Origin of the sequence: Klebsiella sp. 141240 (assembly GCF_050600805.1) — a bacterium.
Classification (GTDB): domain Bacteria; phylum Pseudomonadota; class Gammaproteobacteria; order Enterobacterales; family Enterobacteriaceae; genus Klebsiella; species Klebsiella aerogenes.
The window spans coordinates 1-24,413 of record NZ_JAQIRK010000017.1; the positions used below are offsets into that span (position 1 = coordinate 1).

The 24,413-nt window shown below is 52.1% G+C and carries 27 protein-coding genes and 2 pseudogenes; 20 read left to right on the plus strand and 9 right to left on the minus strand.

Annotated features, from left to right (window positions below; all coding sequences use genetic code 11):
* Positions 1–160: 160 nt before the first annotated feature.
* Positions 161–1,153 carry an acyltransferase family protein gene (locus tag PGQ95_RS21645; RefSeq protein WP_430919273.1) on the minus strand — a complete coding sequence of 331 codons (993 nt, stop codon included), beginning with the start codon at positions 1,151–1,153 and terminating at the stop codon, positions 161–163.
* Positions 1,154–1,689: 536 nt separating this feature from the next.
* On the opposite strand from PGQ95_RS21645, the pseudogene PGQ95_RS21650 reads away from it, so the two are divergent.
* Positions 1,690–2,099: pseudogene (locus tag PGQ95_RS21650) on the plus strand (DUF4225 domain-containing protein).
* Here PGQ95_RS21650 and PGQ95_RS21655 read toward each other — a convergent pair.
* From PGQ95_RS21655 to PGQ95_RS21665, 3 genes are all read right to left on the minus strand, one after another.
* Complete coding sequence (locus PGQ95_RS21655) at positions 2,100–2,426, minus strand: hypothetical protein (protein ID WP_430919275.1); 327 nt, start codon at positions 2,424–2,426, stop codon at positions 2,100–2,102.
* A gap of 629 nt (positions 2,427–3,055) precedes the next feature.
* A complete protein-coding gene (locus PGQ95_RS21660) occupies positions 3,056–3,169 on the minus strand; it encodes a YmiA family putative membrane protein (RefSeq protein WP_087858076.1) in 114 nt (37 codons plus the stop codon).
* A 423-nt stretch (positions 3,170–3,592) separates the two neighbouring features.
* Positions 3,593–3,865: a hypothetical protein gene (locus PGQ95_RS21665; RefSeq protein ID WP_430919277.1), complete on the minus strand. Its 273-nt coding sequence runs from the start codon at positions 3,863–3,865 to the stop codon at positions 3,593–3,595.
* A 463-nt stretch (positions 3,866–4,328) separates the two neighbouring features.
* Between PGQ95_RS21665 and PGQ95_RS21670 the strand changes: the two genes are divergently transcribed.
* On the plus strand, positions 4,329–5,423 hold the full coding sequence (locus PGQ95_RS21670; RefSeq protein WP_087858078.1) for an acyltransferase family protein: 1,095 nt from the start codon (positions 4,329–4,331) through the stop codon (positions 5,421–5,423).
* A gap of 374 nt (positions 5,424–5,797) precedes the next feature.
* Here PGQ95_RS21670 and PGQ95_RS21675 read toward each other — a convergent pair.
* Positions 5,798–6,131: pseudogene (locus PGQ95_RS21675) on the minus strand (putative metallopeptidase); the annotation flags it as partial.
* A gap of 162 nt (positions 6,132–6,293) precedes the next feature.
* Positions 6,294–6,608 carry a flagellar hook-basal body complex protein FliE gene (gene fliE, locus PGQ95_RS21680; RefSeq protein ID WP_430919279.1) on the minus strand — a complete coding sequence of 105 codons (315 nt, stop codon included), beginning with the start codon at positions 6,606–6,608 and terminating at the stop codon, positions 6,294–6,296.
* A 299-nt stretch (positions 6,609–6,907) separates the two neighbouring features.
* Here fliE and fliF point away from each other — a divergent pair, with 299 nt between their 5' ends.
* The 14 genes from fliF (at position 6,908) to sra (ending at position 17,967) form a co-directional block, all read left to right on the plus strand.
* Positions 6,908–8,584 (plus strand): flagellar basal-body MS-ring/collar protein FliF, encoded by a 1,677-nt coding sequence (fliF, locus tag PGQ95_RS21685; protein WP_430919282.1) that lies wholly within the window; start codon positions 6,908–6,910, stop codon positions 8,582–8,584.
* A complete protein-coding gene (fliG, locus tag PGQ95_RS21690; RefSeq protein ID WP_087858080.1) occupies positions 8,581–9,573 on the plus strand; it encodes a flagellar motor switch protein FliG in 993 nt (330 codons plus the stop codon). Before fliF ends, fliG begins: the two co-directional genes overlap by 4 nt.
* Entirely contained in the window at positions 9,566–10,267 is a 702-nt protein-coding gene (gene fliH / locus PGQ95_RS21695; RefSeq protein ID WP_430919285.1) for a flagellar assembly protein FliH, read from the plus strand. Before fliG ends, fliH begins: the two co-directional genes overlap by 8 nt.
* A complete protein-coding gene (fliI, locus tag PGQ95_RS21700) occupies positions 10,267–11,628 on the plus strand; it encodes a flagellar protein export ATPase FliI (RefSeq protein ID WP_213317037.1) in 1,362 nt (453 codons plus the stop codon). Before fliH ends, fliI begins: the two co-directional genes overlap by 1 nt.
* A gap of 21 nt (positions 11,629–11,649) precedes the next feature.
* A complete protein-coding gene (gene fliJ / locus PGQ95_RS21705) occupies positions 11,650–12,096 on the plus strand; it encodes a flagellar export protein FliJ (RefSeq protein WP_015367295.1) in 447 nt (148 codons plus the stop codon).
* Positions 12,093–13,271 carry a flagellar hook-length control protein FliK gene (locus tag PGQ95_RS21710; protein WP_430919287.1) on the plus strand — a complete coding sequence of 393 codons (1,179 nt, stop codon included), beginning with the start codon at positions 12,093–12,095 and terminating at the stop codon, positions 13,269–13,271. Before fliJ ends, PGQ95_RS21710 begins: the two co-directional genes overlap by 4 nt.
* A 161-nt stretch (positions 13,272–13,432) precedes the next feature.
* Positions 13,433–13,921: a flagellar basal body-associated protein FliL gene (gene fliL, locus PGQ95_RS21715; RefSeq protein ID WP_308958852.1), complete on the plus strand. Its 489-nt coding sequence runs from the start codon at positions 13,433–13,435 to the stop codon at positions 13,919–13,921.
* 5 nt (positions 13,922–13,926) lie between these two features.
* On the plus strand, positions 13,927–14,934 hold the full coding sequence (gene fliM, locus PGQ95_RS21720) for a flagellar motor switch protein FliM (protein WP_015367298.1): 1,008 nt from the start codon (positions 13,927–13,929) through the stop codon (positions 14,932–14,934).
* Entirely contained in the window at positions 14,927–15,343 is a 417-nt protein-coding gene (gene fliN / locus PGQ95_RS21725; RefSeq protein ID WP_015367299.1) for a flagellar motor switch protein FliN, read from the plus strand. The genes fliM and fliN overlap by 8 nt, the downstream gene beginning before the upstream one ends.
* Entirely contained in the window at positions 15,343–15,735 is a 393-nt protein-coding gene (fliO, locus tag PGQ95_RS21730) for a flagellar biosynthetic protein FliO (RefSeq protein WP_113374252.1), read from the plus strand. The genes fliN and fliO overlap by 1 nt, the downstream gene beginning before the upstream one ends.
* Positions 15,736–15,737: 2 nt before the next feature.
* Positions 15,738–16,499: a flagellar type III secretion system pore protein FliP gene (gene fliP / locus PGQ95_RS21735; RefSeq protein ID WP_308958854.1), complete on the plus strand. Its 762-nt coding sequence runs from the start codon at positions 15,738–15,740 to the stop codon at positions 16,497–16,499.
* Positions 16,500–16,516: 17 nt separating this feature from the next.
* A complete protein-coding gene (gene fliQ / locus PGQ95_RS21740) occupies positions 16,517–16,786 on the plus strand; it encodes a flagellar biosynthesis protein FliQ (protein ID WP_015367302.1) in 270 nt (89 codons plus the stop codon).
* 2 nt (positions 16,787–16,788) lie between these two features.
* Complete coding sequence (fliR, locus tag PGQ95_RS21745; RefSeq protein ID WP_430919290.1) at positions 16,789–17,571, plus strand: flagellar biosynthetic protein FliR; 783 nt, start codon at positions 16,789–16,791, stop codon at positions 17,569–17,571.
* A gap of 261 nt (positions 17,572–17,832) precedes the next feature.
* Positions 17,833–17,967 (plus strand): stationary-phase-induced ribosome-associated protein, encoded by a 135-nt coding sequence (gene sra, locus PGQ95_RS21750; RefSeq protein WP_072251507.1) that lies wholly within the window; start codon positions 17,833–17,835, stop codon positions 17,965–17,967.
* A gap of 387 nt (positions 17,968–18,354) precedes the next feature.
* Here the strand turns inward: sra and PGQ95_RS21755 are convergent, their stop codons facing one another.
* The gene (locus PGQ95_RS21755) at positions 18,355–19,047 is read right to left on the minus strand and encodes a hypothetical protein (protein WP_430919292.1); all 693 of its coding nucleotides are present in this window, start codon (positions 19,045–19,047) and stop codon (positions 18,355–18,357) included.
* A 67-nt stretch (positions 19,048–19,114) separates the two neighbouring features.
* Here PGQ95_RS21755 and PGQ95_RS21760 point away from each other — a divergent pair, with 67 nt between their 5' ends.
* Positions 19,115–19,351, plus strand: a complete 237-nt coding sequence (locus PGQ95_RS21760; RefSeq protein ID WP_213317032.1) for a hypothetical protein — start codon at positions 19,115–19,117, stop codon at positions 19,349–19,351.
* Between the two features lie 278 nt (positions 19,352–19,629).
* Here PGQ95_RS21760 and PGQ95_RS21765 read toward each other — a convergent pair whose 3' ends face one another.
* Complete coding sequence (locus PGQ95_RS21765) at positions 19,630–20,520, minus strand: GlxA family transcriptional regulator (protein ID WP_430919295.1); 891 nt, start codon at positions 20,518–20,520, stop codon at positions 19,630–19,632.
* Between the two features lie 100 nt (positions 20,521–20,620).
* Here PGQ95_RS21765 and PGQ95_RS21770 point away from each other — a divergent pair, with 100 nt between their 5' ends.
* Positions 20,621–21,028 (plus strand): MAPEG family protein, encoded by a 408-nt coding sequence (locus PGQ95_RS21770; protein WP_430919297.1) that lies wholly within the window; start codon positions 20,621–20,623, stop codon positions 21,026–21,028.
* Between the two features lie 2 nt (positions 21,029–21,030).
* Here PGQ95_RS21770 and PGQ95_RS21775 read toward each other — a convergent pair whose 3' ends face one another.
* Positions 21,031–21,966 carry a LysR family transcriptional regulator gene (locus tag PGQ95_RS21775; protein WP_430919299.1) on the minus strand — a complete coding sequence of 312 codons (936 nt, stop codon included), beginning with the start codon at positions 21,964–21,966 and terminating at the stop codon, positions 21,031–21,033.
* Between the two features lie 92 nt (positions 21,967–22,058).
* Between PGQ95_RS21775 and PGQ95_RS21780 the strand changes: the two genes are divergently transcribed.
* Positions 22,059–22,535 (plus strand): GNAT family N-acetyltransferase, encoded by a 477-nt coding sequence (locus PGQ95_RS21780; RefSeq protein ID WP_087858093.1) that lies wholly within the window; start codon positions 22,059–22,061, stop codon positions 22,533–22,535.
* Positions 22,536–22,993: 458 nt separating this feature from the next.
* The gene (locus PGQ95_RS21785; protein WP_430919301.1) at positions 22,994–24,340 is read left to right on the plus strand and encodes an amidohydrolase; all 1,347 of its coding nucleotides are present in this window, start codon (positions 22,994–22,996) and stop codon (positions 24,338–24,340) included.
* Positions 24,341–24,413: the final 73 nt, after the last annotated feature.

The following is a 24,413-nucleotide window of genomic DNA, read 5'->3' on the forward strand; positions in this document are numbered from 1 at the left end:
TGAGTAAGCAGAGATATTCCGGCATGGGCATTCTTCAGGCTATAGCCTTACAGGATCAATCACCACCTCCCTAGGAGGTGGTTTAGGGATGACAAGAAAATCACTGCCTGTCAGGCAGTGATTTGCATAACGCGCTAAAATTTTAGTGTTATTTTCTGCTTTATACTTTATTGAGTCGTTTAATTCTAAATCCTTTACTTACTTTAACAATGTTTCTCTCTATCAATATATAGAAGATATACCCTGAAACAACGGTAAATATCGTAGCTATGAGAAAGACGAGCAAACCACTCAAGTTAAAGCCTAGCTTTACCATTATTTTAGTTATCAGCGGAATTGAGAACACTTGGACCAGGTAGATTGAGTATGAAGCATTACCAATCTCCGTGAAAACATTATTTTTCACATCACTACAAAGTACAGCAACAAACACAATAAAAAATGAAATCCCCCCCGCAAATAAAGGTCTTTCGATGGAGTATAAATCAACTGGGATTGATAGAGAATAAAATAAAACCATCCCGATTAACGTTGTTACAAGGAGTAGCCTGATGTTGGCCTGGATTGATGATATTCTTTTGCTGGTATAGTATGCAATGATACCAAACGCAAACTCCATAGAAATGGGTTTAATTACCCCCAGGATAGATAGCACAAGTATTATTCCGACAAGAGAAATTATTTTAATATTGTGATTTTTAATAAATAAACACAATGAAAAAATAGCATAAAAAAACATTTCTAACTCAAGACTCCAACCAACGTACAGAGTGGGGTAATTGAAGCCTAAATAACTACTAACAAAAAACAATGATGCAATATTTTGATATGTTGTATATATCGTATCCCTAAATATTTCTGGCATGACCGATTGAATTAATATCAATGTGACAGTCATCATCCAGTAAATGGGGATTATTCGCAACACTCGATCTTTCGCAAAAACATAAGGGGATTTTCTTTTATTATCATCTATCATCGCCATAATAAACCCAGAAATAACAAAAAATATATCAACCCCCAAAGCCCCCCACCTTCCTATTAACGTATGGTCTACAAACCCAAACCCATATTTATTGACTATACCGACAGAATGATATGCTACCACCATTATTACAGCTAAAGCCCTTAGCATTTGTATGTTATTAATCATTTGACCATTCCATTTTATTCAACCACATTATATTTATATCCTTTTCATATAGCACAAGAAATAAATTGTCACAAGGAAAACATAAAAATTTCATCTGCAATGGAATTTGCAGCGTTGACATCATGAATGTATGATGATTCGGAAGTCTCCAATTATCGTTAAACAGGAATTTGAATGGGAACGAATGTTGCGTAAAGGACCTGGCAAAAGGATGAAGAGTTTCTAATTAGGAGAGGAAACAAAATATAGATATGAAATCAAAAAAACACAATACAAAACAAAGAGTTTTAGTCACTATCCTGTCTCCAGCATTAAATGTAACATCGCTATCAAGACAAATGCCACAACGACGAAGAATACAACGACCTGAAGCCACATCATAAAAAACTCGCTAAACAACACTTCATATTCTTAACTAATGAAATAAATAATTCATAATTCCATTTACACCTTATTAATTCACAAATTAATTATCTTCGGGTAAATAAAAAGTTATCGTCTATATCATCGACGGAATCGATGTTGTTCTTGGCGGTATGCAGGTTATCGGAGGTTTTGGAATAACGGCTAGCTCATTAATGACAGGAAACGTTATTGGCGTTATTGCTGGTACAACATTGATGTTTCATGGCTTTGGCGCAATAGCTGAAAAGTTAGATGGTGTTAATTTTACAGAAAAATATTATGAAGATGCATCTCAATTTTTAGGATTTAGTAGAGAGTTGGGAAAGCTTTCATATCAGGTAGTCGATCTTCCAACCTCTTTTATGGCCTTGTCAAACTTACCTTAAAACCAGAAGCGTGGCGCTTATTTTATTTCACTGGACCAGATTTTTACCGAAAAGTAACAGCCATGAGTAAGCCAGTCATGGCGATAAAAGGGATATCATCAACGGTAAAAGGGATACAGATAGGTAACACGATGTATGAAGTTAAAGATAGATGACTATCTTTTCTTTAGATACAATTTATATGCCTTGAGAGCCACAGGAAGCGGAGTTAGTTTGTAAACCACTAAAAAACCGAATAATAAAATAAAAGAATATGCAAAATGATTAGTGGTTTTATAATTATAAACCCAATGGATGACCACTATAAAAATAATAAAAAAACCTAAGACTCCAGCCCACAGTCTTTTGCGAAGTTCATCGATTAAATCAAAGTAGTTTTTGTTTTGGCTTTCTTGTCGCGTCAGGATTTCACGTAAGCGGGCAATCTCTTTATCGGTGAGGCCATGTTCACGAAGATCATCTTCTGTTAGCTGCTTTCCCACGTCAGGCTCCTCCATGCTGGTTATATATTTGTCCAACGTTTCCGACTGAACATACCCATTGCGTTGCTCAGCCAAATGCTCAGATATAATGCCACTGCCGGGGTTACCACAGTCTGTGGAATATTGCCCCTGAAGTTGCCAGGGGTCAAGCGCGCGCGTTCATACCCTACAACGGTTTCACGCCTGATCCGCCAGAATGCTGTCAGTTCAAAGGAAAAACGTCACGCTAGCGCCCCGCCTTCATCCTCCCAACGGCAGACCATATGGTACAACTCCCGCTCGTCGTATTCATCGTGGAATCTATTCACAACAACCTCCGGACGATTGTTAGACACGATCTAAGTTTAGTTGTTGGTAAGGAGGGGGCATATCAAGAAGAGTAAAAGCGGCGATTACTCGCTATCCTGTCGCCAGGTTTCATGAAACATCGCTATCGCAACAAAAGCTAAAACGACAAAAAATACAACGGTCTGAAGCCACAGCATAACGCCTCCGCGGAGCAAAATTTGCGCAGATTATTTGCTACAGAGCCGAGAAACGATAGTGAATTACCATCCAAATTTAAATTTTCACCTTACCCCGATAACACAAAAATGCCTCTCTTCTGGCTGACAAGCCGGTAGTTCGGGCTAAGCCAACACTAAGGCCACCATCGTCGCTATCGCTCCCCAAAAGACCAACAGACCGAGAAAAATCCCAATCCACACCTTACGCCGCAATTGATGGTCTACTTTTTCGGACATCTGCTATTCCAAATTAGAATTATTTTGGCAAGACCATACAGTTTGTAGTGGTAGTAGTCAGATCGTTTGTATCGATCGATGAACTGCTATTGATCTGCATCCCCTATCAATTGTAGTGATATTTCAGGATCATTCATTCACCGGTTGATGGGTCCAAATCAAGGTAGAGGCGAGCAGTTTTTTGCCGTTGTCGCCGTAAATAGACAAAACCGCCAGCGTTAAGCATAGCGGTTTGCACGAAGAAATTGCGCCGAGATTTTATGACTAAACCGGCATATTCATAATATGACCATTCAAATTTTGTAACTTATCAGGACCGTCCAAGAGCACACCAGACAACAGTTAGTTACACACAACGATTTCCCCCCACCTCCCAAGCTCATCTAAGTTTGGATGCGCTTTCATGTCCCATATATGCCCTATTCACATTACCGGGAAATCATCATCTACCTGAGTTGCGCAGTTGGTAATGAAGGTCACTACACTGGACACCACAATATCGTTAAGTGCTTCCCCTTCGATAGCTTCCCCCTCCCTGGTGATTAGCGAACGGCCCATTACTTTTGTGAAGTCTATTTTCCCGTCGTAAGTCATCATCACAGTACTATCTGGCGCGGTCTTCATTGATACATCGCAGATAAGATCGACGGTTAACGCCCTCACGGTGTAATCAGTCGCCGACGAAGGATAATCCATCAGATAACTCTCCCATGTTACGCATCAGCCAGAGGCTGGCTTTCACCCTCCGAAGTTGACTTGTCCACAAAGTAGAGCTGATTGTCTGAGAATGCTCTATAGCTCGTTGAGTGCTGGTTTTATATACAGTCATTTTGATGTATTTTAAATTAAAGACATGAAACAAAAAACGTAATTTATTGTTTTTATTATCTTTTTTTTGGTTATCTTTTCATGCTATGGAGCTATGAAATAAAACTGGTATTACAACATCATATTTGTGATCCAAGTCATTTACATTTTATCAATACCGATTTATCTCAAAAAAATTGTACTACAATTACACATTAAGAAGAATATTCATATCTATATGATACATAAAGATAAAAATGAATTTACACACACCTTTTTAGCCATTATATTTACATATTCATACATAAAATAATTATATTTACTCGTTTTTACACACATACTGGTGGAGCAAATGAAACACATAAAAGAACTCGACGGCCTACGTGGTCTGATGGCTCTTTGGGTCGTTGCCGGGCATGCTTATGAAGCAATCCCACCTCTTTCAGGCATGATCCCTATGACCCTAATGAATGATTTCGCTGTGGATGTTTTCATCATTCTTAGCGGCTTTGTGATCTTTAACTATTTAAACAAAAACCCTTTAGTGCCTTACAAAAAATACATACAGCAGAGAGCATTAAGATTATTTCCAATATATTTAGTTGTTATGGCCTTAACAATTTCAAGCATATATTTCTATAGAGATATATTGGTCACGTCACCGTTATCACCATCTACTGACTTTAGGATCCATCAAATAGACACCTTTCTTGACAATATGATTCAACACATTGTCCCGCATCTATTCCTCTTGCAAGGTATTGTCCCTGAGAAAATGTTACATCTCTCCGGAACAACGATTGTTGGTCAGGCATGGAGCGCTTCTGTTGAGTGGCAGTTCTATCTGATTGCCCCGCTGCTTTTTATGATTTGCAATAAGGTAATACAGTCCCCAACTGTAAAGAAATCCATCATCATAATCATCTCAATTTTTTTATTCTTAGTAATTAGCAGGATGATTAACAACAAGGCATTCATTGGGACTGGTGCAGCGGCATTTTTTATTGGCTTTATGTCATTTTACTATCTTCGTGATATTTTTCCAAAAATAACAGACCGCAACATAATTCTAACTTCCTTATGCCTGTGCGTTGCAATAATTCTTATTTTGAAGAAAGATTGCATTGGTTATCTGATTTGGATTATTGTATTCTCTGCGACATTAATTAAAAGCAAAAGAGAAAAAGATAACATCATCACAAAAATATTCATCAACAATCTATCTCAGACCATTGGAAAAGTTTCATATTCAGTATACATGGTTCACATGTTAGTTATCTACATCATTCTTTATACAATGACTTCATTGCAGCTACCTTTAAACATGTATTTTATGTTAGTTCCCCTATCGATTGCATTATCTCTAATTATTTCAGTTTACACATATAAGTTCATAGAACGACCTATGATGAATTTAGGTAAAAAAGAAAAAATAGCTCACAATTAAGAACTTCCCTCACCCGTTGATGGGTGAGGTTTTCATATTACAAAATTCTAATAAACAGCATTTGCAGAAAGTCCGAATCCGCTCACCGAGTGACGGCTTTTCATCTGAAAAGATGTAATCGAAATAGCTCTGCTCAAGTGCAGTTACCGAATCGGCAATAGCGTACAGCGTGGCAACATCGATGCTGACCACATCCTACTTACCTATAACCACCCATTCATGCCGTTCGGCGTCGGTAAAGAAACGGCCCGGACACAGCATGTAGTCAATCTGGCCAGTAGCGCGAACATAGTTGATGGTGTGACGCTGAGCGAGCCTGTTGTATTTATGCTCGCGGTTGCGCGCCCTTTAATAGTCACTTTGGCACTCGTATCGTCAGGATAAACAATATTGACGCGGGTGTTTACCGCATCAACCAGCTCCTGGACATCCTTACTGGCGACGTAACAACAAACGACACCAACAAACTCTTCGATACCGTGGCCGCACAGAGAAATAACTGGCTGCCCGGTCTCTCTGTTGAACTTTGGTGCGCCAAACTCATCGGTAGGCAGGCGATGTGGTAAAACTCATGCTCCACCGGCGGACACTGCACTGTGAGCAGTAATCGACCGTTAGCATAATGATGAACTTCGGTATGTGTCCGAACCATTCATGCATCTGCTGTTCCATTCTGGCTTTCTGCCAGCCGCCGGCGCGAAGCATTACGACATCTCTCTTCAATATTCCGGCCTTATCCAGATTGTCCAGCCCCAGCGCAGAGTAAAGCTTCGCGTTTAACTCCAGACTGGCCTGCCACGTGAACGGTACTGTAGTGACACGCAATAGGATAATACTGACAAAGAATAGATATTATATAGAGTTATCACACTAAACCGGCATATTCATGATGTCCTGATAGGCCGCCACCAGCTTATTGCGCACCTGCACACCCATCTGCAATGAAACTGAAGATTTCTGTAAATCGACCATCACATCATTGAGGCTGATGCCCGGCACGCCCAGCTCGAAGTTCTGCGCCTGTTGACGCGCGGCCTGCTGGGTATCGCTGATTTTACCCAGCGCGGCGGTCAATTCACTGGCAAAACTGACTCCCTGCGGTACGCTATTCTGCCCGTTATTTCCCGCCTGAATCGCCATCGCCTGCATCTGTTGCAGTACGCCTTCAATACCCTGAATCGACATCTTTTCCTCAATACTATCGTGATCGCCAGGCGCTATTTCACCCTGTACTTCTCCAATGCTGCACACCCTAACACAGCGATTTTTACTTAAAGCGGTTAATTAGCTGCAAAAAACCCGGCTTATCGGGCAATCAGAATCATCTGATAAGACGAATAATGGCCTGCCCAGAAATGGGAGCGCCGCTATTGAGAAAAGATGTGTATCAGGGAGTCTGTTTTGTCACATAACGCTATCCATACCGTTCGTCAGCACGCCAGCGCGCGTCGCCGCCTGAACGCCAGCGAAGGATACCGCCAACCATGAGTGCCTCGTTATCCGCCGGCGAAAGCCGCGACAACGGCCTGCAGGCCATCTGGAGCCGTCTGCGCGCCAATCCAAAAATACCGCTGCTGGTCGCCGCCTCCGCCGCTATCGCCATTATCGTCGCGCTGCTGCTGTGGGCGAAAAGCCCGGATTATCGCGTGCTGTACAGCAATCTGAACGATCGCGACGGCGGCGCTATCGTCACCCAGCTGACGCAGATGAACATCCCCTACCGCTTCGCCGAAAACGGCGCGGCGCTGATGATCCCGGCGGAGAAAGTGCATGAAACCCGCCTGCGTCTGGCGCAACAAGGGCTGCCGAAGGGCGGCGCCGTTGGCTTCGAACTGCTGGATCAGGAAAAATTCGGCATCAGCCAGTTCAGCGAACAGGTTAACTATCAGCGCGCTCTCGAAGGCGAACTCTCACGCACTATCGAGTCGCTGGGGCCGGTGCAGAATGCGCGTGTGCACCTGGCGCTGCCGAAACCCTCGCTATTCGTCCGCGAGCAAAAATCCCCTTCCGCCTCTGTCACCCTGACGCTGCAGCCGGGTCGTGCGCTGGATGATGGCCAAATCAACGCTATCGTCTATATGGTATCGAGTAGCGTCGCCGGCCTGCCGGCGGGCAACGTCACCGTGGTCGATCAGGCCGGACGCCTGCTGACGCAGTCCGACGGCACCGGACGCGACCTCAACGCCTCGCAGCTGAAATATGCCAACGAAGTGGAAAACGGCTATCAGCGACGCATTGAAACCATCCTGGCGCCGGTGGTCGGCAGCGCCAACGTTCGCGCTCAGGTGACCGCGCAGATCGATTTCGCCTCCCGCGAGCAGACCGACGAACAGTATCAGCCGAACCAGCAGCCCGAGAAAGCGGCGATCCGTTCGCAGCAAACCAGCAGCAACGAGCAAATCGGCGGGCCGCAGGTGGGCGGCGTCCCTGGGGCGTTATCCAACCAGCCGAGCGCGCCGGCCACCGCGCCGATTGAAACCGCTAAACCGGCGGCCAATAACGCCAACAACGCGACCAACACCCGTAGCGCCGCGGCCAACAGCGGCCCGTTAAGCACCCGACGCGACGCCACCACCAACTACGAACTCGATCGCACGATCCGTCATACCCAACAAAAAGCCGGGACGGTGGAGCGTCTGTCGGTCGCCGTGGTGGTGAACTACAGCCTCAACGCCGACGGCAAAGCGCAGCCGATGAGTAAAGAACAACTGGCGCAGATTGAAGCGCTGGTGCGCGAAGCGATGGGCTACTCCAGCACCCGCGGCGATAGCCTGCAGGTGGTCAATACGCCGTTTACCGACAATCAGATGACCGGCGGCGAGCTGCCGTTCTGGCAGAGCCAGGCGTTTATCGATTTGCTGCTCGAACTGGGACGTTATCTGCTGGTACTGCTGGTCGGCTGGGTATTGTGGCGCAAGCTGATTAAGCCACAGCTGCAGCAGCGTCAGGCCGCACAGCAAGCCGCGGTCGCCGCCGCCAGCGCGCCGGTCGCTAAAGCAAACGACAGCCATAAACCAAGCAATGAGGAGCTGGCGCTGCGTCGTAAATCGCAGCAGCGCGTCAGCGCAGAAGTCCAGAGCCAACGCATCCGCGAACTGGCGGATAAAGATCCGCGGGTCGTCGCTCTGGTAATCCGCCAATGGATGAGTAACGAACTATGAGCCTGACCGGAACCGATAAAAGCGCCATTTTACTGATGACGCTGGGCGAAGACCGCGCGGCGGAGGTGCTCAAGCACCTCTCCTCCCGCGAAGTCCAGCTTTTGAGCGGCACCATGGCCGGCATGAGCCAGGTCTCGCATAAACAGCTCGGCGAGATCCTGTCTGAATTTGAAGACGATGCCGAACAGTTCGCCGCCCTGAGCGTCAACGCCAGCGACTACCTGCGATCGGTGCTGGTGAAAGCGCTGGGCGAAGAGCGCGCCGCCAGCCTGCTGGAGGATATCCTCGAGTCCCGTGAAACCACCTCCGGGATGGAAACACTCAACTTTATGGAGCCGCAGAGCGCCGCCGATCTGATCCGCGATGAACACCCGCAGATCATCGCCACCATCCTGGTACACCTCAAGCGCGGCCAGGCGGCGGATATTCTGGCGCAGTTCGATGAGCGCCTGCGCAACGACGTGATGCTGCGTATCGCCACCTTCGGCGGCGTACAACCAGCGGCGCTGGCGGAGTTGACCGAAGTGCTCAACAACCTGCTCGACGGCCAGAACCTCAAGCGCAGCAAAATGGGCGGAGTGCGTACCGCCGCCGAGATTATCAACCTGATGAAAACCCAGCAGGAAGAAGCCGTTATCGACGCGATGCGCGAATACGATGGCGAGCTGGCGCAGAAGATCATCGACGAGATGTTCCTGTTCGAAAACCTGGTGGAGGTCGACGATCGCAGTATCCAGCGCCTGCTGCAGGACGTGGACAGCGAATCGCTGCTGATTGCCCTGAAGGGCGCCGAACAGCCGCTGCGCGAGAAGTTCCTCAAAAACATGTCCCAGCGCGCGGCCGATATTCTGCGCGACGATCTCGCCAACCGCGGGCCGGTGCGCATGTCGCAGGTGGAAAACGAACAGAAAGCGATTCTGCTGGTGGTAAGACGGCTGGCGGAGAGCGGCGAAATGATCATTGGCGGCGGCGAGGACACCTATGTCTGATCGCATTAATTCCATGCCCTGGCAGCCCTGGTCGCTCAACGACCTTGGCGACGCGGCGCCGGCTTTCGAACCGCCGCTACCGACGCTGGATAACGAAGCCTTGCAGCCTGACGCTCAGGCGGAACTGCAGCAGCAGCTTGCCGCCCTGCGCCTACAGGCCGAGCAGCAAGGTCAGCAATCCGGTTATGCCGATGGTCAGCAAAAAGGCTATGAAGCTGGATTTCAGCAGGGGCTTGAGGAGGGTCGCCAGCAGGGACTGCTGGAAGCACAGCAGCAGCAACAGCCGTTGACCGACCACTGGCAGCAGCTGGTGAGCGAGTTTCAGCACACCCTTGACGCGCTCGATTCGGTCATCGCCTCACGCCTGATGCAGCTGGCGCTGACCGCCGCGAAACAGGTGCTTGGCCAGCCTCCGGTCTGCGACGGCACCGCCCTGCTGACGCAAATTCAACAGTTGATCCAGCAAGAGCCTATGTTCAACGGCAAGCCGCAGCTGCGCGTACACCCGCAAGATTATGAGCGCGTTGAGCAGCAGTTAGGCACCACCCTCAGCCTGCACGGCTGGCGGCTGCTGGCGGACGGCGATCTACACCCCGGCGGCTGTAAGGTCAGCACCGAAGAGGGCGATCTCGACGCCAGTCTCGCCACCCGCTGGCATGAATTGTGTCGCCTCGCCGCGCCGGGAGCGCTGTGATGACCGCCCGTCTCGGCCGCTGGCTGAATTCGCTTGAAGCGCTGGAACAGCGTATCGCCCGAACGCCGACCGTGCGACGCTACGGTCGGCTGACCCGCGCCACCGGCCTGGTGCTGGAAGCCACCGGCCTGCAGCTGCCGCTCGGCGCGACCTGCCTTATCGAACGCGACGGCGGCGACGGTGTGCAGGAAGTGGAGAGCGAAGTGGTCGGCTTTAACGATCAGCGGCTGTATCTGATGCCGCTGGAAGAGGTCGAAGGGATTGTGCCGGGAGCGCGGGTTTACGCCCGCAGTGCGGCGGACGGCCAGCACGCCGGTAAACAACTGCCATTGGGCCCGGCGCTGCTGGGACGCGTGCTCGACGGCGGCGCCAGGCCGCTTGACGGCCTGCCCGCGCCGGAAACCGGCTATCGCGCGCCGCTGATTACCGCGCCGTTTAACCCGCTGCAGCGTACCCCTATCGAGCAGGTGCTGGACGTCGGCGTGCGCACCATCAACGGCCTGCTGACCGTTGGACGCGGCCAACGTATGGGACTGTTCGCCGGCTCCGGCGTCGGTAAAAGCGTACTGCTGGGCATGATGGCACGCTACACCCAGGCCGACGTTATCGTCGTCGGCCTGATCGGCGAACGCGGCCGGGAAGTCAAAGACTTTATCGAGAATATTCTCGGCGCCGAAGGCCGCGCGCGTTCGGTGGTGATCGCCGCCCCGGCAGATGTATCGCCGCTGCTGCGCATGCAGGGCGCCGCTTACGCCACCCGCATCGCTGAAGATTTTCGCGATCGCGGCCAGCACGTGCTGCTGATCATGGATTCGCTCACCCGCTATGCGATGGCGCAGCGCGAAATCGCGCTGGCGATCGGCGAACCGCCGGCTACCAAAGGCTATCCGCCCTCGGTATTCGCCAAACTGCCGGCGCTGGTTGAACGCGCGGGCAACGGTATCAGCGGCGGCGGTTCGATCACCGCCTTCTATACCGTACTCACCGAAGGGGACGATCAGCAGGATCCGATCGCCGATTCGGCACGCGCGATCCTCGATGGTCACGTGGTGCTGTCCCGACGGCTGGCGGAAGCCGGTCACTACCCGGCTATCGATATTGAAGCCTCGATCAGCCGCGCGATGACGTCGCTTATCGATGACGAACATTATCGCCGGGTACGCACCTTTAAACAGATGCTGGCCAGCTTCCAGCGCAACCGCGATTTGATAAGCGTCGGCGCCTATGCCGCCGGTAGCGACCCGCTGCTGGATAAAGCCATTACCCTGTATCCGCAAATGGAGACCTACCTGCAGCAGGGAATTTTCGAGCGCTGCGGTTATGACGAAGCCTGCCAGCAGCTACAGCAGTTGATTGTATAACGCCATCGGAGACGCCACGCGATGAAAGCACAGTCCCCTTTGATTACCCTGCGCAATCTGGCCCAGGAGGCCGTTGAACAGGCGGCGCAGCGCCTGGGTCAGGCGCGTCAGGCGCAACAGGCCGCCGAGCAACAGCTGACGATGCTGCTTAACTATCAGGACGAGTACCGGCAGAAGCTCAACAGCACCCTTTCCGGCGGCATGGAAAGCTCCCGCTGGCAGAACTACCAGCAGTTTATCGCCACCCTCGAACAGGCCATCGAACAACAGCGCCAGCAGCTGCTGCAGTGGGGGCAAAAGGTGGATCACGCCGTGAAGCAGTGGCAGGACCATCAGCAGCGGCTGAACGCCTACGATACCCTGCACACGCGCGCGCAAAACGCCGAGCTGCAGTTGGAAAACAAACGTAATCAAAAATTGATGGATGAGTTCGCGCAACGCAGTACACAAAGGAATACCGCTTCATGAATCTCAATGCTTTGCCCGCCCTTAGCCTGCCCGGCGACGCTAGCGCCCTGCCGGATCTGGCGCTCGATGACGTTCAGCTGTCGTCGGCCTTCGCGCAACTGCTTGGCGCGCGCTTCACGCCCGCGCCAAGCGGCACGCTGCCGCCCGCTGCGCTGAGCGTCGACGATGAAAGCGCCCCGCCGCTAAGCCGTAACCAGCTTAACCAACTGCTGGCCGCGCTCGGCGAACGCGGCGCACTGCTGGTCAATGCGCTACCGGCATCGGCGGAAAACGCCGTCGACGCGACAGTGAAAAAAGAGGATGCCGACCCGGATACGCCGCCGCTCAGCGAGGCTAAAACCGTAGATCCGGCGACGCTGCAGGCGCTGTACGCCATGCTGCCGGCGACAATCGTCGCTCAGCCGCCGCAGACCGCGCTACCGCAGGATCAACAACCTGCGCTTACCGGCGATAAAGCCGCGCTCCGTATCGGCAACGCGACTACTCAGGATATCGGGAATCTGCCGCCAGGCGAGCCGGCGGCGAAATTGCAGCCGGGCACGGATCCCCTTAGCGGACAAAATCTGCCTTCCCCTGTCGCGCAGGCCGCGACCACGCCGCAGCACGATATGGCCGAACGCCCGGCGGAGAATACTCCAGCGCAGCCAGCCGCCGTCGCTTTCGCCGCCGCCAGCCCCAGCCAAAGCGCTACGCCCGCCAATGCGCTGGTGACCGCGCCGCCGACACCGCAGCTTAATGCCCAGCTCGGCAGCCCGGAATGGCAGCAGGCGCTGAGCCAGCAGGTGCTGATGTTCCATCGCAACGGCCAGCAGAGCGCCGAACTGCGCCTGCATCCGCAGGAGCTGGGCGCGCTGCAGATCACCCTACAGCTCGAGGATAAACAGGCGCAGCTGCATATCGCTTCCGCACACGGTCAGGTACGCGCGGCGGTCGAGGCGGCGATGCCGCAGCTACGTCACGCGCTGGCGGAAAGCGGAATCAACCTCGGTCAGAGCAGTGTTGGCGGCGAGGCGACGCCGCAGTGGCAGCAGCAAAACGGTAATGGTGAAGGCCGCGCCAGCTACGCTGAACGCCATGGCGGCGGCAGCGATGCCGCACCGATTGAGCCAATCAGCGCCCCGGCAGCCCTGCAGCGAATGGCCAACCACCTCAACGGCGTCGATATTTTCGCCTGAGGACGCTAAACGGCCAATCTGGCCCCCATTTGCCCGTTTATTCCGGCTATTGCCTCGCGCATTAGCCGCGATAATACCTTTATATGTCATACGTGCGGCGCCGCCGCGCGTGATGCCCGTCAGCAACGCGGCGGGCGGAACAACAGGAATTTGATTTGGCTATGTCTCAAAACTCCCTTCCGGCAACCGCGCCCAAACGCCCCTTACTGATCATCCTGCTGACGATCGTCGCCGTGGCCGCCTGCGCAGCCGCAGGCTACAGCTGGTGGCTGCTGCAACAGCGCGACAGCGGCGCGCAAACCGCCATCGAAAAGGAAAAACCGCCCGCGCCGCCGGTATTTATGCCGCTCGATACCTTCACCGTCAATCTGGTGACCCCGGACAACGATCCGGACCGCGTACTGTATATCGGCCTGACGCTGCGCCTGCCGGATGAGGCAACTCGCCGTCAGCTTAATGATTTTCTGCCGGAGGTGCGCAGCCGCCTGCTGATGCTGCTCTCGCGTCAGGAGGCCGGTCATCTGGCCAATGAACAAGGCAAGCAGCAGCTGGTCGCGCAGATCAAAGAGACGCTGAGCGCGCCGCTGGTTAAGGGACAACCGAAGCAGGTGGTCAGCGATGTGCTGTTCACCGCCTTCATACTGCGGTAATCACCATGGGCGATAGCATTCTTTCACAGGCAGAGATCGACGCCTTGCTCAACGGCGACAACACGGGCGACGAGCCCGAGACGGTTGTCGGCGGTAAAGAGAGCGAGGTTAAGCCTTACGATCCGAATACCCAGCGCCGCGTGGTGCGTGAACGCCTGCAGGCGCTGGAAATTATCAACGAGCGTTTTGCCCGGCAGTTCCGCATGGGATTGTTCAACCTGTTGCGCCGCAGCCCGGACATCACCGTCGGGCCGATTAAAATTCAGCCGTACCACGAGTTTGCCCGCAACCTGCCGGTGCCGACCAATCTTAATCTGGTACACCTGAACCCGCTGCGCGGCACGGCGCTGTTCGTCTTCGCGCCGAGCCTGGTATTTATCGCCGTCGATAACCTGTTCGGCGGCGACGGGCGTTTTCCGACCAAGGTCGAAGGCCGCGAATTCACGCCCACCGAACAGCGGGTCATCAAACGCATGCTGCGCCTGGCGCTGGACGCCTACGGCGACGCGTGGAGCGCAATCTATAAGATTGACGTCGAATACGTGCGTGCGGAAATGCAGGTCAAATTCACCAACATCACCACCTCGCCGAACGATATCGTGGTGACCACGCCGTTCCAGGTGGAGATTGGCGCGCTAAGCGGCGAATTCAATATCTGTATTCCTTTCGCCATGATTGAACCGCTGCGTGAACTGCTGACCAATCCGCCGCTGGAGAATTCCCGCCAGGAAGATAGCCAATGGCGCGAAACGTTGGTCAAGCAGGTGCAGCACTCTGAGCTGGAGCTGATTGCCAACTTCGTCGATATCCCGATGCGCTTATCGAAAATACTTAAGCTGCAGCCTGGCGACGTTTTACCGATAGATAAACCGGATCGCATTATCGCCCATGTCGACGGCGTGCCGGTGCTGACCAGCCAATATGGCACCTTAAACGGGCAGTACGCCCTTCGTGTTGAACACTTGATTAACCCTATTTTGAATGCTCTGAGTGAGGAACAGCCCAATGAGTGATCCTAAGCAACCGTCTGGCGCAGGAAAGGAATCCGTAGACGATCTGTGGGCTGATGCGCTTAATGAACAGCAGTCGTCTGAAAAATCCAGCGCCACCACCGATGGGGTGTTCAAATCGCTGGAGGCCCAGGATGCGCTCGGCAGCCTGCAGGATATCGATCTGATCCTCGATATTCCGGTGAAGCTGACCGTTGAACTGGGGCGCACCAAAATGACTATCAAAGAGCTGCTGCGCCTGTCGCAGGGATCGGTTGTCGCGCTGGATGGCCTGGCGGGCGAACCGCTGGATATCCTGATCAACGGCTATCTGATAGCCCAGGGCGAAGTGGTAGTGGTGGCCGATAAATTCGGCGTGCGCATTACCGATATCATTACCCCGTCCGAACGTATGCGTCGGTTGAGCCGCTAATGACCGCCCCCGTTACCGTGCAGGCCAGCCAACCGGTTACCGAACCGGCAATATCCGGCGGCTCGGCGCTCATGCAGGTGAGTAGCGCGCTCGGCGCGATTCTGCTCCTGATCCTGCTGGCCGGTTGGCTGTTCCGCCGCCTCGGCTTTGCGCCGCAGGCGCGCGACAGCCGGCTGCTTAACCTGCGCGCCAGCTGCCAGGTTGGCCAGCGCGAACGCGTGGTGGTAGTGGAAGTCGATAATACCCTGCTGGTGCTGGGCGTTACCGCCCAGCAGATCACCCCGCTTCATCAATTTCCGGCCCCGCCGCGCGATGAAGATACCGCAGGGGCAAGGCCTGCGAACGACTTCCGCCAGCTGATGCGCAACGTCCTCAACCGCCCGGAAAAATAGCCATGTTCCCTACTTTGTTCGCTTGCCTTCGCCGTCGGGCGCCGTGGCTCGCCGCCGCGTTACTGCTGCTGAGTCCTGCCGCCTTCGCCCAGCTTCCGGGGCTTATCAGTCAGCCGCTGGCCAACGGCGGCCAGAGCTGGTCGCTGCCGGTGCAGACGCTGGTGCTGCTGACCTCGCTGACCTTCCTACCGGCGATGCTGCTGATGATGACCAGTTTTACCCGCATCATCATCGTACTGGGCCTGCTGCGCAATGCGCTGGGTACCCCCTCCGCGCCGCCGAACCAGGTAATGCTCGGGCTGGCGCTGTTCCTGACCTTCTTTATCATGTCGCCGGTGTTCGACAAGGTCTATGAGAACGCCTACCTGCCCTTTAGTCAGGATAAAATTGGTCTCGACACAGCGCTGGATAAAGGCGCGCAGCCGCTACGCGAATTTATGCTGCGCCAGACCCGCGAAAGCGATCTGGCGCTGTACGCTCGTCTGGCCAACCAGCCGCCGCTGGCCGGGCCGGAGGCGGTACCGATGCGTATTCTGCTGCCCGCCTACGTCACCAGCGAACTGAAAACCGCTTTCCAGATTGGTTTTACGGTGTTTATTCCGTTCCTGATTATCGATTTAGTGGTCGCCAGCGTGCTGATGGCGCTGGGGATGATGATGGTGCCGCCGGCGACGATCTCGCTGCCGTTTAAGCTAATGCTTTTTGTGCTGGTGGATGGCTGGCAGCTGCTGCTGGGCTCGCTGGCGCAGAGCTTCTATTCCTGAACCGCCGGAGAACAATCATGACGCCAGAATCCGTGATGGCCATTGGCACCGAAGCGATGAAGGTCGCCCTGGCGCTGGCCGCCCCGCTGCTGCTGGCGGCGCTAATCAGCGGGCTGGTGGTCAGCCTGCTGCAGGCCGCCACCCAGATTAACGAAATGACCCTGTCGTTTATCCCCAAAATTCTCGCGGTAGTGGCGACGATTATTATCGCCGGGCCGTGGATGCTGAACCTGCTGCTGGACTATATGCGCACGTTATTCAGCAACCTGCCTAATATTATTGGCTAGCCGTGATCCCCTTTGACAGCGCCCAGCTTAGCGAATGGCTCAGCCAGTATTTCTGGCCGCTGCTGCGTATTCTGGCCCTCATCAGCACCGCGCCGGTGCTGAGTGAAAAGCAGATAAGCAAAAAGGTGAAAATCGGCCTCGGCGGCCTGATTGCGATACTGATCGCCCCAACGCTGCCCGCCAACGCGATCCCCATTATCTCTGCTGCCGGTTTATGGCTGGCGATTCAGCAGATCCTGATCGGCGTGGCGCTGGGGCTGACGATGCAGCTGGCTTTCGCCGCGGTACGCCTCGCCGGCGAAGTCATCGGCATGCAGATGGGGCTATCGTTCGCCACCTTCTTCGACCCCAGCGGCGGCCCCAATATGCCGGTGCTGGCGCGGCTGCTGAACCTGCTGGCAATGCTGCTGTTTTTAAGCTTTGACGGCCATCTGTGGCTGATCTCGCTGCTGGCCGACAGTTTCCATACCCTGCCGATCCAGAGCCAGCCGCTAAACGGCAACGGTTTCCTGGCGCTCGCCCAACTGGGTTCGTTAATCTTTATCAACGGCATGATGCTGGCGTTACCGCTGATTTGTCTGTTGCTCACGCTCAATATCGCCCTGGGTCTGCTCAACCGCATGACGCCGCAGCTATCGGTATTCGTGATCGGGTTTCCGGTAACCATGACCTTTGGCATTATGACCCTCGGCATGATGATGCCGATGCTGGCCCCCTTCTGCGAACATCTGTTTGGCGAAATGTTCGATCGCCTGGCGGCCGTTATCGGCGGTATGACGTTTTAACCCTGCCGTTATTTCCCTCTTTTTCGCCGGACAAAATGGCAATAAAACCCGTTTACTGGGATAAAAGCCTGGAAAAACGTTTTTATTGCTACTAAGGTCCGAATATTCATAGCGGCTTGAATTAAAAAATAGCCACCCTACAATAAAGCCTGAATTTAATTGTTAGTGAATTTTATTTTTTAGAAAATCAAAACCTCGGGAAACGCAGAATATTTTCCTGCGTGGGTTTAGTGCATCTTTAATAAAATAAGGAGCGACATCATGATTAAGGCGAAAGGTAACCGTATAGCACGGCGCGTATTAGGCCTACCCCACTGGGAAAGTAACCGATTTAAAATCGTGCTGGCCGACACCGCCGCTGGCGGAAAATGGAAAGTGGTGAAGAAAAAGAAATAACTCTGACTGGCAATTGAGCCATCCGCAACATAATTGCACATTGCTGTAGCCCCGGTAAGCGCTAGCGCCACCGGGGATTTTGAGGCCACCAATACCGGCAGTTTCAGCCAGCATGGTGAATAAATTAAAGGCAGGCCGCACTGTTATTGGTTTGCAACTTTTTTAATGGTTTTTCCCGGACGCGGCGCGTTGCGCCTTCTCCGGGCTACCAAATCGCAAAGCGCAGTAGCCCCGGTAAGCGGCAGCACCACCGGGGATTTTGAGGCCACCAACACCGGCAGTTCCGTAGGTCGGGTAAGGCGCTAGCCGCCACCCGACAAAAAAGTACCGCGGGTAGATGCTGTGAATATTTTCCGCCCTACGTAACTCAAACTTATTCAATGACGATTAATACGCTAAGCTTTTCATTACGGAAAGAATGCGCTCTTCTCCGCGAAGCCCTATTGCATTTATCAATGCTCTATCAATTTTATCGCTGACAAGAAAATAAAGCATTTCCATATTATTGTTGTAGAGTGCCAAATATAACTGAGGCGATATATCTCTGAGTTTTCTTGCAGAAATCGCTGCCGTCTGAACCTTTCCATAAAGAGATGCGGCTGTCACTACCACAAAACTGGATCGGTTAAGTTGCATCATGACATCATTTTTGAAATTAAATGAGTTAACAATGATGATAGATAAAGCATTTGCAATTGCGCCCCTTGTTAGCAATCCACTTCGATAACTCGATAGACCTTTTGCAAGACTGATATCAAGATATTTTATCTCACTCACTTTTAAATATTTAAGTTCTTCCTCAATATACATTCTCATCATATCTGCAATGATATTTTTTCTTTTATATATCTCGTAAATACATTTTATGAAACGGATATCCTCTTCTGATAATTCCGAGCATATGGCCTTATACTCATCCAAAAGACATGTACTGTACCATGTAGCCCTCTCTAAACCAGATCGAACATCTTCCAGGACACTGATACTATTCTGTTGAACACCTCTTACAGCACGGTCGAGTGCTATAGCAGCATCCCTGTCGGTTTCCATTCTAAATTTGACCATCGAAGATATAGACATTGCCTGAATTCCCTTTTCATGATAAAAACACGAGGTGTAATTAGCACCATATCATGAGGAATGAATTATGAAGAAATGGATTTTTATTATTTTTTCTTTCATCCTATCATTTATCATCCTGGTTACCCTGATGTTTGAATTAGCGTTTCGCCTATTAAAGGCTGATGAAGTTATCAACTTTATGGAAAAATCAGTTTTTATCGATTCGTTTAATTCATGGTTTATCTTTTTGGTTATATTATCATTCATAGGCGCTATTATTATCAGCAGCGTGGTATTTTTAAAGATTAAAAAGGTGCTGTAATGTCCTGTTTATCTTCTTTTTTTAAAGAAATAATTAACGACCTTAAAGTTTATGTCATTATCATTTCTCTTTTTACATTTTATTACTTTGCAATTCCAGAATATTGGTTTCTATGCAGTATATTTACAATAATCATTTATGGTGTTATTAAAATAGTTATAGCCTCAAGGAAAAGTAATAAAGGTGCTATTAAATGATGATCTTACTTTTGGTCGCATTCACTGGCAGCCTGCTCAGAATAATAACTTACCGCATCTTACCCTGACTTATAAATAAAATCACACAGCACGACGCAACGCCCGAATTCCTTTTCCAGTCTGACGGCGCAGCAACGCCAGCAGCGTTGACACCTCCGAATAACCCACGTCAGCGGTAATCGACTCTATATCTTTCCCCTCGGCAAGCAGCTGCTTTACTCGTTCGATCCGCAATTGCTGAAAAAAAGCCAACGGTGATTTACCCAGCGCGGCCTCCGTTCTGCGCTGCAAGGTGCGTGGATGCACGTTAAGCGCACCGGCGGCCGCCTGCAGGGAAAATCCCTGCGCCAGATGCGCACGCGACCAGTGCTCAAAGCGGTTTATCAGGGCATCGGCATGCTGAGGATAACCTGTCGGCGAGCGGGAAACCTGAGGTTGGCGGGTACCACCCGCCATCGCTGTTATAAGCAAATCCGCAAGCGGCGGGCTGCTCTGGCGAATCAGCCACAGCGCCAGCTCCACATGACCCATCATAGCGCCGGGAAGGATTGGCGGCGCCGCATTGAGCCATGACGTTGTGGCGGCCTGCTCATTGAGCAAACGGCTATCAGCCAGGATGAAGGTATTTAAACAGGCCGCGGCAATTTTAACGCCGTTCTTCGCCATGTTTTGCAAAAACCGCTTAGCGTCAGCAATATCGTGCCAGCCATCCGGTGGCGATTGTCGTGCGTGAACGTTGAGCGCCGGTACCACAATCCAGTCAGGAGAATCCAAACCCGATACCTGATGGGCAGGAATACTCAGCCCATGGGCTGATTTAACCTGCCCGGTCATTGCAATCATCTGCACATCAAAGCGAGAAATATTCATGCTCTGGCGTCGCGCCATATCATTAGCCGCAGCGAACGTATCCAGCAACGTCGCTAAGCCGGTGTCGAAAACGCCATCCAGAGCCAGAATATTTATCTTCATGTCGTTAATGGTATTGAAATTGTCATTTTTGCATATGGTTCTATTTTAACCTTAGCCATAGACTTTCCTCTATCGTTATTAATCACCAGAGCCTATTGCCATGAAAAATAACCCCGAACTGATTATCCTTACGTTAATTTGCCTGCTAACGGTTATGATGTGGATCCCCTATATTATTGCCAGAGCCACGCGTGCTAACGCCGCGTCCGCAGCGGGGAGTGCTCATTCGCTGTCAACCGGTCCAGCGCCCTGGGTGCAGCGTGCGCAAAAGGCGCATGCCAACGCGGTAGAAAACCTCGTTATTTTTGCCCCGCTGGTGGTGGTCGCCTCGTTGCTTAACGTCAATAACGCCATAACGTTAATTGCAGCTTCAATATTTTTGCTCGCGCGCATCGTCCATTATATTGCGTATACCGCCGGGATCCCCGTTATCCGAACGCTCGCCTTTCAAACCGGTTTTGTCGCGACGGTTACTATTGCGATAGTTATTTTAAGTTCGGTTTTTTGAGGTTAAAAACTCCCGGCATCCGCTGCCAACGCCAGGCTTTGTAGCGCCGTCTTCAGCCATTTGGTTGCTCCTCGCTGCCCGCCGCGTTTATGGGAATAGATCTTCACGGTGAACGGGCTTATGGTGAACGGCAAAGGAAAAATCGCGATCGGGGCGGCATGAAGGAACTTCTCTGCGGCATAACGAGGAATCGCCATTAACAGATCGCTTTGCGCCACAATAAACGGCGCGCTGAGCATTGAGGGAGTTTTGAGCGCTATTTGCCGCGTATAGCCTAATTCCTGCAAACGTAAATCCAACACCCCCTGCTTTTCGTTCCACGGCGTGACCACCAGATGCCGCGCGGCGAGATAATCCGCCAGCGTCAGCGCCGTGCGACGGGTATGGCTAATAACCACATACTCATCCTCAAACCAGTCAATTTCGTCCAGTTCATGATGCCGGATATCTTCAGCGGTGCTGAAGCCCAGCGCCAGATCCACCTCCCCCGCCAGCAGCTCCGTCAGTGCCGGGCTATGTGGCAAATAACGGAGCTCAAAACGCAGGCCCGGCGCTTCATGCTGCAGCTTTTGCATCAGCGCAGGGAAAATGCATAACGCGGTGAAATCGGTAATGGCTATCTGGATCCGCTCTGTGCTGTCGGCGGCACTAAATTCCGGCTGTCGCGTGAGTTCCTGATTAAGTAATTTCAATACTGAAGCGATGGAGGGCGCGAGCTGAGTGGCATAGACGCTCGGGCACATCCGATGCCCTTCGCGAAAAAACAACGGATCGTTCAGCGCCACGCGCAGCCGTGACAGCGCGTGACTCAACGCGGAGGTACTCATCGCCAGCTCATCGGCGGCGAGACGAACGGAACTGTGGCGATAGATGGCATCAAAAACGAGCAACAGATTGAGATCGAGGCGTCTGAGCGCCGGATGCATAATATTCATCATTGGGTGATTTCATTGCACTTAATTCTTCTGACAATACCCCCTATGCTTAGCGTCATCAATATCGTTAACGTGTGAAAACGACAGGAAAAATGATGAGTATTACGATTAGACAGGCCCGTGCGGATGACGCTTCTGCCATCTACAATATGATTTATGAGCTGGCGGTGTATGAAAAAGCCCCGCAGGAAGTGGTTACCACCCCCGAAGAGATCCGCGAAACCCTGTTTGGCGACGACAGTAAGACCGAAGCGCTGATCTGCGAAATTGACGGTAAAACGGCGGGCTATGCCGTGTTCTTCACCAGCTATTCAACCTGGCTCGGACGCAACGGTATTTATATGGAAGATTTGTATATCTCACCGGATTATCGCGGCCAGGGCGCGGGTCGAGCGCTGCTAAAAACCATTGCCCGGTATGCGGTTGCGCGACGCTGCGGACGCCTTGAGTGGAGCGTGCTGGACTGGAACCAGCCGGCCATTGATTTTTACCTCAGTATTGGCGCCGCGGCGCAAAGCGAATGGGTCCGCTATCGCCTCGATGGCGAAGCGCTGTTGAAATTTGCAGAGTAAAGCCGTATTTCCCCGTCAGGGGCTTACGTTTGCAAAATGATGTGGCTGGAAGGTGCAGGCATGGCTGAGCTACGTAGATCGCAGTGGGGACTTTACTCTGCCTGGAGATATCAAACCAAAGCCATGACGGTTAACTGCCGATATAATTAGTATCCCGGAAGAATTCTATCAGCGCATGGTTCGTTTTGCCGGGATACTTACAATACCATGTACAACAGGCGTTACCGTACCTTCGCATAAATCGCTTTTCTCCCCTCCCCTGCGGCTAAAAAGAACATTTCCTCCACGGGAAGTTAGTAACCCATTGTTACTATGCTGTTTTAGCCCTCTCGCCTCACAAAAACAGATCACGCATTTGACGGATGGATACTACTGACGCATACACAAATACCTGTGCTATTCAGTGAGCGGGTTATTTTCCGCGTTCAGGGCAATAATAAAATAAGGAATCAATTAAGATGATGATATCCCGGAGATCGCTTATCGGCAGCGCCATTGCCAGCAGCGCGCTAATGGCCGTAGCGAGTGGACGTGCGTTTGCGCAAAATTCGCCAGCGCAGGCGGCCGACAATAAGCCGAAGCTGCCTGCGTCAGCGTCGCCGATTTTGCTAAAGAACATCGTTATTGGAACGGCAAGCGCGCCAACGGATGTCCTGATTGCCGAAGGCAAAATAGACCGTACGGGCCACGCCTTATCCGCCGCGAATGCGCAATCGATAGATTGCACGGGTTGTCTGCTGTTACCCTCTTTCATTGATACCCACGTCCACCTCGACAAAACGCGCTTCGGCGCGCCGGAGCGTCTACACCATATCGCCACCGCCAGCGTAGCGGAACGAGCGGCCAACGAACGCAAACTGCGCGTAGAGCTTAAACATGACCCCTACCTTTATGGCTCCAACCTTGTACGGCAGATGGCGGCAATGGGAACGACGCATCTGCGTAGCCATATCGACATCGACCCGCTAACTAAGCTGTCCGATGTTGAAGCGCTGATGCGCATTCGTGAGGATTTTAAGGGCTACATGAGCATGGAGTTCGTCGCTTTTCCGCAATCCGGGATTATTAAATCGCCAGGCGTTGCGGATTACATGGCTCAGGCGCTGGATATGGGCGTGGAATACATCGGCGGCCTCGACCCGCAGGGTTTTGATAACGACCGCAAAGGCCACCTTGATGTCCTCTTTGCCCTGGCGGAAAAGACCGGTAAGCCGATCGATATTCATTTGCACGAGCCGGGTCAGATGGGGCTGGCTTCCATCAAAGAGATTATTGTTCGCGGCAAGGCGCTGGGGATGAAGGATAAAATCACTCTCTCGCACGCGTTTTCACTCGGACAAATATCCGAAAGCGAACTGAACGCCGTTCTGGCCGACATGGCTGACTTAGGCGTCCGCGTTATCGGCACGGCTCCGGGCAATGTCGCATTCCCGCCTATCGAACCACTATTAGATGCCGGAATTCTCTACGCTGCGGCGAACGACAATATTCAGGATATGTGGTCCCCCTGGGGAGATGGCGATCAGCTACAACGTGCGAAAACGTTCGCCTACAGCGCCAATTACCGTGCAGATGCGCCGCTGATGCGCCCCTTCGAGATGATAACGCGTATTCCGGCCCAGCATATTAATCTGCCGAACCACGGGCTGGAACATCTGAAGGAAGGTAACGCCGCCAACCTGGTGGTGCTGGAAGCCAGCGACGTGCCGGCAGCGGTGTTATACACGCCGCCGCGCAAGCTGGTATTGAAAGACGGAATTATTATTGGTCGTGACGGTAAGAGCGCGATACCGCAGAAAATCTGAGTTCAGGGGACAATCTGCTGCGGGCCGATCGCATTTTCTGGCGGCCCGCAGCGGATCACCCCGGCATGAGATT